Annotated in this window: 8 protein-coding genes; 5 read left to right on the top strand and 3 right to left on the bottom strand. The window is 71.6% G+C overall.

The genetic code is table 11. The annotated features are described in order from the left end of the window. Positions 1 to 2: 2 nt before the first annotated feature. The 5 genes from ACIBAD_RS11365 to ACIBAD_RS11345 all read left to right on the top strand — a co-directional run bounded on the left by ACIBAD_RS11365 (position 3) and on the right by ACIBAD_RS11345 (position 6674). Entirely contained in the window at positions 3 to 419 is a 417-nt protein-coding gene (locus tag ACIBAD_RS11365) for an SseB family protein (protein WP_398906011.1), read from the top strand. Next, complete coding sequence (locus ACIBAD_RS11360) at positions 419 to 982, top strand: hypothetical protein (protein ID WP_398906009.1); 564 nt, start codon at positions 419 to 421, stop codon at positions 980 to 982. Before ACIBAD_RS11365 ends, ACIBAD_RS11360 begins: the two co-directional genes overlap by 1 nt. Then, positions 982 to 5649 (top strand): putative T7SS-secreted protein, encoded by a 4668-nt coding sequence (locus ACIBAD_RS11355; RefSeq protein WP_398906007.1) that lies wholly within the window; start codon positions 982 to 984, stop codon positions 5647 to 5649. The genes ACIBAD_RS11360 and ACIBAD_RS11355 overlap by 1 nt, the downstream gene beginning before the upstream one ends. 26 nt (positions 5650 to 5675) lie before the next feature. Further along, complete coding sequence (locus ACIBAD_RS11350) at positions 5676 to 5915, top strand: hypothetical protein (RefSeq protein WP_398906004.1); 240 nt, start codon at positions 5676 to 5678, stop codon at positions 5913 to 5915. 84 nt (positions 5916 to 5999) lie between these two features. Beyond that, positions 6000 to 6674, top strand: coding sequence for a CPCC family cysteine-rich protein (locus ACIBAD_RS11345; protein ID WP_398906002.1), 675 nt, complete (start codon positions 6000 to 6002; stop codon positions 6672 to 6674). 11 nt (positions 6675 to 6685) lie between these two features. Here the strand turns inward: ACIBAD_RS11345 and fxsT are convergent, their stop codons facing one another. From fxsT to ACIBAD_RS11330, 3 genes are all read right to left on the bottom strand, one after another. Then, complete coding sequence (fxsT, locus tag ACIBAD_RS11340; RefSeq protein WP_398906000.1) at positions 6686 to 9694, bottom strand: FxSxx-COOH system tetratricopeptide repeat protein; 3009 nt, start codon at positions 9692 to 9694, stop codon at positions 6686 to 6688. A gap of 63 nt (positions 9695 to 9757) precedes the next feature. Further along, positions 9758 to 11017: an HEXXH motif domain-containing protein gene (locus ACIBAD_RS11335; RefSeq protein WP_398905998.1), complete on the bottom strand. Its 1260-nt coding sequence runs from the start codon at positions 11015 to 11017 to the stop codon at positions 9758 to 9760. After that, positions 11014 to 12336: an FxsB family cyclophane-forming radical SAM/SPASM peptide maturase gene (locus tag ACIBAD_RS11330; protein WP_398905996.1), complete on the bottom strand. Its 1323-nt coding sequence runs from the start codon at positions 12334 to 12336 to the stop codon at positions 11014 to 11016. The genes ACIBAD_RS11335 and ACIBAD_RS11330 overlap by 4 nt, the downstream gene beginning before the upstream one ends. Positions 12337 to 12402: the final 66 nt, after the last annotated feature.

Here is a 12402-nt window from a genome sequence, read left to right as displayed (position 1 = left end):
ACATGGAGCTGAGTGCAGAGATAGCCGCATATCGGGCGGGTGCCGGGGACCCGCGGCGGCTGGTGGGTGAGTTCCGGCGAGCCGCGCTGTTGGTTCCGGTCGGCGGTGGTTCCGAGCATGGCGACGGCGGGTTGATGTCGGCGGTCTCGGGTGGGATCCGCTGGTTCTACGCGTTCACGGACGAGGAAGCGCTGGCCCGGTTCGCCGTGGCCCGTGGGGACGCCGGCCGGGAGTGGCCGTATATGGCGATCCTGGGTGCGCGTCTGGTCGACGCGGTGGTTCCCGAGGTCGGCGGACCCGCCGGAGTCGCCGTCAACGTGGCCGACCCTGACGGGTCGATGATGTTTCCGCCGGTCGCCGGAATCGTCCCTGATGCGTGTGCCGTGGACGTCGAGACTGAGTCGGCGGGGGTGGCCTGATGGCCGGCGACGGTGACCTCGAAGTCTCCCCTCAGGCGGTCGCCCTGGTGCAGAACGGGCTGCGGGCGGCGATAGCGGAGCTGCGTGAGTCGGGGGATGCGGCGGGAGCCTCGCAGGGTGCGGGTTTCGAGAACCTGTCGATGACCGCGATGGAGGCCGGGCACGGCGCGCTGTCCAAGGACTTCGAGGACTTCTGCGAGCGCTGGGAGTGGGGCGTGCGTTCCCTGATCCAGAACGCCTCCGCCCTGGCCGGGAACCTCGGGATCGCGGCGGGGACGGTGTGGGAGGAGGACCAGTACGTCCAAGGCGCGTTCAAGGTGGTGGCCAACGCGGCGTACGGCAATCCGCACGCTTCCGAGGACGAGATCGAGCAGAAGTCCTGGGGCGACATCTTCAGCGCGGACGTCTACAAGCCCGACTACAGCCAGGAGTCCTTCGAGAAGGGCGCCGAGGACATCAAGAAGACCTGGTCGGACACGAAGGACACGGTGACCTCGACGGGGAAGATCGGGTCGCTGAAGGACCTGCTGGAGCAGACGAAGGGCAACGGGGGCGGTAACTGATGGGCTGGCGGGACTTCGTACCGGACTCGATCGAGGACAAGGTCGAGCACGGGGTCGAGAAGGTCGGCGACGCCATCGAGTGGGCCGGTGACAAGACGGCCGACCTGGCGGAGGAGGTCGGGCTCGACGACGCCGGGGACTGGATCCGTGACAAGTCGCGCTCCGCCGCCAACCAGCTCGGCGCCGACGTGTCCGAGCTGGAGCTGGGCCAGACCGACGACCCGAAGAAACTCATCTACGGCAGCGTCTCCAAGATCCGCGCGCAGGTCTCCCATCTGGACGACTTCAAGGCGGCCTTCGAGTCGGTCGGCAACGGTCTGAAGGCCATGACCCAGCCCGAAGGCCTCAAGGGCAAGACCGCGGACACGTTCCGCGAGACGGTGGCCAAGGAGCCGCCGCGCTGGTTCAAGGCCGCCGACGCCTTCGGCAAGGCCGCCGACGCGATGAATCGTTTCGCCGAGACCGTGGAGTGGGCGCAGGGCAAGGCCAAGGAGGCGCTGGAGGAGTACGAGCACGCCCAGAAGGTCTCCACCGACGCCCGCAACGCCCACAACAAGAAGGTCACCGCCTACAAGGAAGCGGTGGAGGCGAAGCAGGACCCGCTGCCGCCCAGGCCCGTCGACGCCAAGGACTTCGTCGATCCCGGCAAGGCGCTGGCCACCGCAGCCCAGGACAAGCTCGACAGCGCCCGCAAGCAGCGCAACGAGGTCGCCGACACCACCGCCGCGGCCGTCCGGGCCGCCCGGGACGCCGCCCCGCCCAAGCCCTCGTACGCCCAGCAGCTCGGCGACGGTCTCGACTACCTCGACCTCGCCACCACCCACCTGCTGGGCGGCGTCGCCAAGGGCACCGCCGGCATCGCCAACTTCGCCCGCGCGCTCAACCCGCTGGACCCGTACAACCTGACGCACCCCGCCGAGTACCTCACGAGCCTGAACTCGACGGCCGCGGGCCTGGTCACCATGGCCAACGACCCCTGGGGCGCGGGCAAGCAGATGCTCGACGAGTTCATGAAGGACCCCAGCGAGGGCGTCGGAAAGCTGATACCCGAGCTCGTCGGCTCCAAGGGCCTCGGCTCCCTCAAGAAGCTCGGCACCGCCGCCAAGCACGTGGACGACCTCAAGGGACCCGCCCGCGCCGGGCACACCGCGGACGGGCCGCACATGAGCGAGACACCCGACGTCGTCAAACGGTACGACAACACCGACCCGATCGACCTGGCCACCGGCCGGATGTTCCTGCCACAGACCGACGTTGTGCTCCCGGGAACCCTGCCACTGGTCTTCGTCCGCCGCGCGGAATCGGGTTTCACCGCGGGCCGCTGGTTCGGCCCCACGTGGACGTCCACGATCGACCAACATCTGGAGATCGATGCCGAGGGTGCCGTGCTCGTCACCGAGGACGGCCTGGTCGTGGCGTACCCTCACCCGGCGCCTGGGGTTCCTGTCGCACCGCTGTCAACCTCCGCACCGCGGCACCCGCTGGGGCGCACCCCTGACGGAGACTGGACTCTCACCGATCCCGACACCGGACACGTCCGCCGTTTCACCCCGCCTGCCAACGACCCGGACGGCAACGGCATCGCACCCATCGCACAGCTCGAGGACCGCAACGGCAACGTCGTCACCTTCGAGTACGACGAACACGGCACCCCGCTCGGTCTTACCCACTCCGCCGGCCACCGCCTCCGCTTCGCCACCCACGACCGGCGCATCACCGCCCTGCACCTCGACGGCGGGCCGCGCATCCTCGCCTACGGATACACCGACGGGAACCTGACCGAGGTCACCAACTCCTCGGGGCTGCCGTTGCGCTTCGCCTATGACGAGCGCGCCCGCATCACCTCGTGGACCGACACCAACAACCGGTCCTACACGTACGAGTACGACGAGCAGAACCGCTGCATCGCAGAAGGTGGAGGCGACGGGCACCTGGTGCTGAACCTGGCCTACGACGCCGTCGACGAGGCGACGGGCCACAGGGTCACCGAAACCGTCACGGGCGGAGGCCACACCCGGCGGTACCTCGTCGACGACCGGTACAGGATCGTGGCTGACCTCGACCCTCTCGGTCACACGACGCACTATGTTCGCGACCGCCACAACCGTTTGCTCGCACAGACCGACGCGCTCGGCCGCACCACCGCCTACGGCTACGATGACGACGGCCGTCTGGTCAGGGTGACACGCCCCGACGGGCGCGGAACCACGGCTCGCCACAACGAATTCGGTCTGCCCGTCCACGTCAAGCGGGCCGACGGCCAGGTGGTCCGGTACGCCTACGACGAGCGCGGCAACCGCGTCGCGACCACCGACTCGATGGGCAGGACCACCCGCCTCACCTACAACGAAGCCGGTGCCCTCACTTCCGTCACCGACCCCCTGGGCCACACGACGACCATCCGCTGCGACCGCGCCGGGCTCCCCGTCGAGGTCACTGATCCGCTCGGCGCCACGACACGCTTCATGCGCGACGCCTTCGGTCGCCCAACCGCCATCACGGACCCGACAGGCGCCATCACACAGCTTGAGTGGACGGTCGAGGGCCGACTCGCCCGCCGTGTCCACGCAGACGGGGCCTCCGAAAGCTGGACCTGGGATGGTGAGGGGAACTGCACCGGCCATACCGACCGGCTCGGCGGGATCACTCGGTTCGAGTACACCGAATTCGACGTCCTCACGGCGCGCACCGGCCCCGACGGCATCCGCCACACCTTCCAATACGACGCCGAACTGCGTCTCACGGAAGTCACCAACGCGCAGGGCCTGGCATGGAACTACACGTATGACGCCGCGGGCCGCCTCACCTCCGAGACGGACTTCGACGACCGAACGGTCACATATACGTACGGGCCCACCGGAGCTCTCGCCTCCCGCACGAACGCGCTGGGCCAGACGACGGCGTTCGAGCGCAATGCAATCGACCAGATCATCCGCAAGGACGCGGCCGGCAGCGTCACCAGCTATGCCTACGACCTCACGGACCAGCTCGCCGAGGCCAAGGGACCCGACGGCACGATAGTCACCCTGCTGCGCGACCGCGAGGGCCGGCTGCTGTCGGAGACCGTCGGCGGACGCAAACTGGCGTACACCTACGACGACCTGGGGCGCCGTGCCAGCCGCACCACGCCGACTGGCGCGACGACGACGTGGAGTTACGACTGTGCTGGCCGCCGCACTGCGGTGACGTCCTCCGGCCGCCCCTTCGCCTTCACGTACGACGCCGCAGGGCGCGAGGTGACGCGTCGGATCGGCGACTCCCTCGTCCTCAGCCATGCCTACGACCCCACCGGGCGTCTCACGGCCCAGTCAGTGACCGGCCCGGCCGGCGCCCGCGTGCGGCACCGCGACTACAGCTACCGAGCGGACGGCCACCTCACCGCTGTCGACGACGCAGCCGCCGGGCGGTACGAGTACGAGCTCGACCCGGCCGGGCGGGTCACCGCAGTACACGCGGCGGGCTGGAACGAAAGCTATGCCTACGACCATGCGGGGAACCAGACCTTCGCCTCCTGGCCGCCGGATCATCCCGGCTACGAGGCGAACGGCGAGCGCGCCTATGAGGGGAACCGCCTCACCCGTGCCGGAGCTGTGCGCTACGAACACGACGGGCTCGGCCGCGTCACCATGCGACGCAAATCCCGTCCGTCACGGAAGCCGGACGTGTGGCGCTACGTGTGGGACGCGGAGGACCGTCTCGTCTCGGCAAGCACCCCTGACGGCACCCAGTGGCGCTATCTCTACGACCCTCTCGGCCGCCGCACGGCCAAGCTCCGACTGGCACAGGATGGCGAGAGCGTCGCCGAGCGGATCGAATTCACCTGGGACGGGAACACGCTGTGCGAGCAGACCACGAGCTCAAGCCAGCAGCCCCACGTAGTGGCCATCACCTGGGACCATGAGGACATCCGGCCGATCGCCCAGACAGAACGCATCCTCGACGAATCACGGGAAGAGGTGGACTCGCGGTTCTTCGCGATCCTCACCGACCTGATCGGGGCTCCCACGGAGCTGGTCGACGAGTCCGGCACCGTGGCATGGCACTCCAGGTCCACGCTCTGGGGCCTCACGACGTGGGCGGCCAACAGCACCGCGTACACGCCGCTCCGTTTCCCGGGCCAGTACGCCGATCCGGAGACCGGCCTCCACTACAACTACTTCCGCCATTACGACCCCGAGAACGCCCGCTACCTCACCTCGGATCCCCTCGGCCTCACCCCGGCGCCAAACCCTTTCACCTATGTGGCGAACCCCCATGCGTGGACGGACTACCTGGGCCTCGCCCCGGACTACGTCCCGATCTACCGCACGCCGAAGGGGGCCCACGCCCAGTACGAACTGGACCACGGCCCGAATCCTGCCAACCATCAGCCGGGGGTGGACATCGGTGGCGGCATCATCTCGGATGGCAAGATCTACTTCGGCGAACGGGCGGTGGCCGCCGAGTACGCCGGGCCTACCGGAGCGAACTTCGCCAAGGGGATGGTGAAGTATGAAATGCATCCGCAGTTCCTCGAGGAATTCGGCGACCATGTAAAGGTCCATGACAGGAATGGGCCGGGTGGCGCTGTCCGGCTGGAGTTCGAGATACCGGTGGAAAAGCTCGACCGGTTCAACGAGCTGACCCAGCGTCGCAGTTGGGTTGACGTATTTGGAGGACCGAGTTGAGACTTCACGATCACCAGGAAATCGACGTGACGGTCGTTGCGGTGGCGTCCGTGGGCGCGAAGGTCGAGGTGGACGGGCACGCAGGCGTGTTCGGCTTCGTCGACCAGGTGAAACACCCGTCCTGGTGGGACGAGAGCGTGTCGCCGCCTCGGGCTGGCGACAAACTCCACGTCTGCGTCCTGGACTCCACCCGCGAGCCTTATCCCCGCCTCAGTGCACTACAGAACGACATCGACATCGCCCGGGGCCTGCGCGGGGAGGCGTAGCGGGAGCGCGGTTCGCCCCAGCGGCACGACCACGAACGCCCACGCCGAACGGCATTGGAACGAACGAGAAGGGATGAAGCAGTGGTGCCCGGGTCCGTATTTCCCTGCATCGTCTGCGGGAACCTCACCGTCGGCGTGCCGGGGAATCATGAGATCTGCCCCGTCTGCGGATGGCAGGACGACGGCGGGGACTACCGTGATCCCGACCGGTACGTGGGCGGCCCGAACCACGTCACGCTGCGGGAGGCCCGGGAGAACTACCGGGCGTTCGGTGCCAGTGAGCGCCGGCGGATCGACCGGGTCAGGCCCCCGCTCCCCGAGGAGGTTGCGGCTCCGCAGGCGGAGTCGGCCGACCCGGTTCCCGGCTGGCTCGATTTCGTCGACAACCCCGAAGCGGTGCGGACGGTGTACGGGGCGCAGCCCGTCCCGGAACTCGAAGGGGTCGCCGTACGGGAGGTCGTGTGGCGCGTCGGAGGCGGACCGGAGCTGCTGATCAGTTTCGACCTGCCGGTCTACCCGGCCGATCCACCCCGCCTCTGGGCCGAAAGCGGATTCGACACCGTCCGGGTGCAACTGCGACTGATCGGTGCGGCCGCCGCGCTGGAGGCCTCCCAGGACTGCGACCCGGTCGGACGCATCACGCTCGGCGCCGGCGCCCGCACAGCCGTGGCCCTGTCCCTGGAAGCCGGCCGGTTCCGCGCGAGGGTGAACGCCGACGGGGCGCGGATCCACGAGGTGACGGCGCATCGACGGGACTGATCGTCCGCCGCCTACGGCTGCGGTTCGAAGTCCCAGTACGGGCGGTTCTGCTGGCGCGCCGAGACGGTGTGGACGTGTTGGGGGCCCAGGGTGCGGGTCAGGGCCTTCAGGCCCGCGTCCTCGTGTTTCTGGGCCTCCGTGTCCTCGCGGACCGAGCGGAGGTCGGCGGCCAGGGCGATCTGGGCGCTCAGGGTCATCGGGTGGTCCGGGCCCAGGACCTGCTCGCAGCCGCGCAGCGTCTCGCGGCTCAGGGACACCGCGTCCTCGAAGTGCCCCGTGATGTTGCGGTGCCCGGTGGCGTTCAGGGCGCAGCCCAGGGTCCACGGGTGGCGGTCCCCGACCGCGCCGCGCATGCCGACCAGGGCCTGTTCCGCCAGGTTGAGGGCCTCGACCCGTTCGCCCTGTGCGCGCAGGACGAGGCCGAGGTTGCCCACCGTGCCGATGCTGTACGGGTGGGCGAGGCCCAGCTGCGTCTGGTAGCCGCGGACGACCTCCTCCGAGATCCGGCGGGCCTCGCCGATGTCCCCGTACTCCCGCAGGTACGTGGCGTAGTCCGAGGCGACCATCAGGGTCCAGGGGAACTCCGCGCCGAAGACCCGCGTGGAGCGTTCCAGCACGCTGCGCAGCCGGGCCCCGGCGCCCGGGATGTCGCCGGAGCGGCGCAGGCACATGCCGAGGTTGTGCTCGGCGCGCAGGGTCTGGGGGTGGTTGGGGCCGAGGACCTGGGAGTTGAGCTTGAGCCCTTGTTCCTGGCGGGCGAGGGCTTCGCGGTAGCGGCCCATCAGGCGCAGTCCCATCGCGCAGCCGATGCCGGAGGAGAGGGTGGCGATGTGCCGTACGCGCAGGACCCGCTCGCGCCGGCGCAGGGTGTCGAGGTCGGTGTCGTACGCCTCCTGGTAGCGGCCCAGCAGCCGCAGCGCGACGGCGACGTTGTTCTCGGCGTTGAGGGTGGTGGAGTCGTCCTCGCCGAGCAGCTCGCGATAGCGCGCGAAGGCGTGCTCCAGCAGTTCGCGCGCCTGGCCGAACTTGGCCGTGCTGAGCAGCACCCCGGCGTACGTGCTGGTGGCGCGCAGGGTCTCCAGGTCCCGGTCGCCGCGCTCGGCCAGCAGACGGTCGGCGACCGATTTGGCGAGGGTCTCGGCGCGCTTGAAGTGGCCGAGCATCCGCAGGGCGCCGCCGTAGTGGTAGCTGAGCTCGCGGACCTGGTCGTGGTCGTCGCCGAGCATCGTGCGCCACACGGCGTCGGTCTGCTCGGCGAGACGCAGGCAGGTGCGGTACTCGCCGGCGAGGATCAGGTAGCGCAGGCAGTGCAGCAGGAAGGTCTGGATCCGAGGGTTGCTGCTGGTCAGGACGCCGGCGCTCTCCAGGTGCGGGATCAGCTCCGCGTACCGGGGCCACAGCCGGGAGTCGGAGGGGCGGCCCGGGTCGGCGGCCGCGAGGACCTGCCGGACGGCGCGCGAGAGCGGTTCGGCCTCCTCCTCGGAGAGGTTCTCGCGGACGATCCCGTGCACCATGCGGTGCAGCTGCACGGTCTCCAGGCCGCCGCCGCCCTCCTCCACCGACAGGTCGGAGTATTCGAGGCGGACGACCGAGAACTGGACGAGCTTGTTGAGGGCGGCGTTCCACCGGATCTGGTCGTTGATCAGCCCGGCGAGCTGCTCGGGCACGTCGGCGGCGGGGAACTCGCGCAGCAGCCGCAGCGGCACCGGCCCGGGCGCGAAGAACACGAAGAGCCGCAGCAGGGCGAGGGCGTCGGGGAAGTTCTCCCGGACGTTGTTCAGCAGTATGGCGAGGGCGGTGGGGAAGGGCAGCGGGTAGTCGTCGGAGACGGTGACGGCCTCCCGGGAGTCCAGTCTGCGCTGGAGCAGGGCCAGGTAGTCGCCGACCGTCAGCGGGGAGTCGGCGAGCCAGCCGGCGGTCTGGTCGAGGGCGAGGGGGTAGTCCTCCAAGGCCTCGGCGAGCTGGTCGGCCTCCTCGCCGGTGAGCCGGCGGGCCCGGCGGCGGATGAAGGTGATCGACTCGGGCCGCGCGTACAGCGGGACTTCGAGGAGGCTGGTGTGCCGGGAGGCCCATTCGCGGTTGCGGGAGGTGATGATGACGTCGCCCGCGCCCGAGGGCAGCAGATCGGTGAGGTCGTCGGGGTTGTCGCAGCCGTCGAAGACCACCAGCCAGCGGCTGTACGGGGAGCCGCGCCGCAGCGCCTCCAGGACGGCCCTGATCTGCTCGCCGTAGCTGCCGGCGCCGCGCGGCAGGCCCATCGCCGGGGCCAGGTCGGCGAGCCGCTCGCGCAGCGTGGGCCGGTCCTCGGCGGGGACCCACCACACCACGTCGTACTCGGAGGCGAAGCGGTAGGCGTACTCGGTGGCGACCTGTGTCTTGCCGACGCCGGACAGCCCGAGCAGGGTGACGGTCGAGGCGCCGGGCGGGGCGTCGGTGAGGGCGGCGCGCAGCCGGCCGATGACGTCGTTGCGGCCGGTGAAGCGCGGGTTGCGGCGCGGGACCCGGCCCCAGATCTCGGGCGGGTCGTTGGGGAAGCGGGGGCCGCGGCGGCCGGTCTCGGCGCCGATCCGGTCGGTGGGCAGTTCGAGCCGGCGCAGGACCCGGTACTCCGCCTCGTACGCGTCCAGGCCCCACAGGTCGGTCTTCTCCAGTACGGCGACGGCGCTGGGCAGCGGCGCGTCGGTGAGGCAGACGGCCGCGAACCGGTCGGGGTGGGCGTCGGCGACGGTGCGCAGGGCGGTGTTCCACTCCTCGTCGGTGTGCGTGCCGGCGGAGAAGTAGCGCTCGCTGAGGATGAGCAGGACCCGGCTGCCGCTGCGGGCCAGGTCGTCCAGGGCGGGGGCCAGGCCGGGGGTGGACTGCGGGTCCCAGCGCGCGAGGGCGACCCGGTGGCCGTGCTCCTCCAGGCGGTGGGCGATCCACACGGCCCAGGGCCGGTTGAACCCGGCGAAGCTGATGACGAAGCGCTGCGGCTGCGCGGCTCCGTCGCGGTCTCGGTCCTGGCGAAGTCCGGTGGTCATGCGGCCGTCTCCCTGGCATCCGGGCGGTGGACGGGCTTGAAAGGTACCGCAGCGGACGGCCCGTCAGCCCTCTGTGAACGGGGCGAGTTCGGGGTGCCGCGCGCACCAGTCGCGGCGCTCCCGGTCGACGGCGCGGCGGGCGACGGCGTGCTGCTCCCCGGGCGGCGGCAGCTCGTCCATGGCCCGTTCCGCGACGCCCATGGCGGCGGTGAACTCCCGTCCGGCCGCGGTGAGTTGCGGATGCCGGTGGAGTACGGGGAGGACGGCGGCGACCTGGGCGCGGATCCGGGCGTGCTGGGCCCAGGCGCCGCGCGCGCCGTAGAGGGCGGCGCGCTGCCAGTACCCGGCCAGGGCCAGGTGGGCGTACGCGCCGTGCAGGAGTCCGTCCAGCGGGCGGGGGTCGCTGCGCCAGGGGGCCCAGTGCCGGGGCGTGCGGTCGGCGGTGTGCAGGGTCAGGACGTCGGCGAGGGCGGTCAGCTTGCCGTGCTGGACCTCGTGGACGAGGGTGGCGGCCAGCGCGGGCGGGGCCTGCGCCCGGGCGAGAACGGACCCGGCGGCCGCGGGCAGGGTGGCGCCGCTGGAGCGGGAGCCGCCGCCCAGCGGGACGACGGAGCGCAGCAGCAGGCCGATCTCCTCGGCGCGGGCGGTGTCGTACCGGTCGAGCAGGGTGAGCGCCCCGGACCACTGGGTGTCCCAGCGCTTGTGGCCCTTGGGAGTGAGCCGGCGGGCGGGGCGGACGGGCGCCGGGTGGGCGGGACCGGGGGCCCGGTACGGGTCGAGGTCGTCGAGGGCCGTGCGGCCGCCGGGCAGGGAGTGCAGGACGAGGGCGGCGGGGTCGTCGGGGTCCCAGCAGCCTTCGGTGAGGGCGAGCGGGCCGGGCCGGGCGGGGCGCAGCAGTCCGAGGGTGGGCAGTACGAGCCGGCCGTGCACGGGCCGCAGGGTGGCCTTGAAGGCGATCCCGGAGCGCAGGGCCGCGGCGACGGCGAGGGCTCCGAGGTGGCCGAGGTCGGCCGGGGGGCCGTACGGGGCGTGCAGCCGGCGCAGGGTCTCCTCGGCCCACACCCCGGTGGCCGGGTAGTGCAGTACGTCGCGGACGGCTTCGGGGTCGTGGCGTTCGGCTTCCTCCAGCAGGGCCCAGTGGTCGGCGGCTTCTCCGGCCCGGCCGCCGGGGGCGGCGTCGAGGACCCCGCGCAGCAGGACGAGCCGCTTGGAGCGGCGGATGTCGCGGACCAGGCGGGTGCCCTCGGCGGAGGGCTCGGTGGACGCGAGGGCGCCCAGGATGGCGGAGGTGACGGTGAACCCGGTCAGGGGCGGCGCGCTCATGAGGCGGCCGCCCGCCGGGGCGCCCGGACCGCGGATGACGGGCCGGGCGGGGCGGCGCCCGGACCGGCCCCCTGCGCTGCGGCCGTGTGCAGCGCCGTCGCGATGTGGCGGATGAGGACCTGGAGGTCGGCGCAGTACACGGAAGGCTGCCGGAAGCCCTCGCCGGCGCGGTAGCGGTGCGGATAGTGGCCGCCGCCGCAGACCTCGACGAGCTCGCAGGCGCGGCAGCCGTCGGCGAGCGCCTCCCGGCCGAGTTGGCGGGCTGCGAGCCCGGGGTGGTCGAGGAACGCGTCGAATCCGTGGCTCTCCACGTTCATACCGGTGGCGGCTGCACCCTCGTAGGCGGATTTGAGGGAGTCGGCCTGCTCGATGCCGCCGTCGGTCTCGATCACGGCGGTGGCGGCGGGGGCGAGGCCGAGGGTCTCGGTGGCGGCGGGCAGTCCGAGCAGCAGGGCGATGATCTCCTCGAAGATCCGGATCCGGGTCCGCAGCACCGCGTCGTGCCACCAGCGTTCGAAGACGGCGACGAGCCAGTCGGCGTACGGGGTGCGGGGCGGGTCGTGGCCGGGCGGCGGGGTGTTCCAGTTGGCCAGCGGGAGCAGCAGCCCGATGACGGGCGGGGTGAAGGCGAGCAGGGATTCGTACGTCTCCACCGGGTCCTGGGCGAGGTCGACGACGCAGAGCACCCCGGCGTAGCTCTCGGGGTGGCGGGCGAGCAGGCGCAGGCCGCGGGCGGCGGCGGCGAACCCGGGGCGCCCGGTGCGGTCCACGCGGCGGGCGTTGTGCGCGGGCAGCCCGCCGTCGAGGCTGACGCCGACGCGTATCCCGGCGGCGGCGAGCGCGCGGAGCCGGCCCCGGGTGAGCAGGGTGCCGTTGGTCTGGACGGTGGCGGTGACCCGGGTCCGCGGGGAGGTCCGGGCGAGGGCGGCCCGTACGGCGTCGACGGGGGCGGCCAGTTCGGCGGGGGCGGTGAGCAGGGGTTCGCCGCCGTGCAGGACGAGGTCGACGCGGGCCAGGTCGTGGGCGGCGGCGTGCTCGGCGATGCGGGCGGCGGCGCGGGCGGCCGTGGCCGCGGACATGGCGGCGGGCTGGCCGCGCCAGCCCTGGTCGGCCATCTCGTACACGTAGCAGTAGGTGCAGGCGAGGTTGCAGCGGCTGCGGGTCTTGAGCACGAACTGCCGCACCGGGTGCGGCCGGTGGCCTGCGGCGCGCAGCGCCGGCACGTCGAGCCGGGCGTACGGCCACGGCGCGTGGACGAGGTGGCCGCGCGGGGACGGGTGTGAGGGCAGCACGGCGTCGCTCGTGTCGGTCTGCCTCATCACCTGTACCTCCCGAGCCGCGAACGGTGCATCCCTGCCCGGCGGACCGCACCGGCTAACGGCGGA

The sequence above is a fragment of the Streptomyces sp. NPDC051109 genome (assembly GCF_044455885.1).
GTDB lineage: Bacteria > Actinomycetota > Actinomycetes > Streptomycetales > Streptomycetaceae > Streptomyces.
The sequence above is the reverse complement of the archived record's forward strand: the minus strand, read 5'-3'. Positions and strand labels throughout refer to the sequence as shown.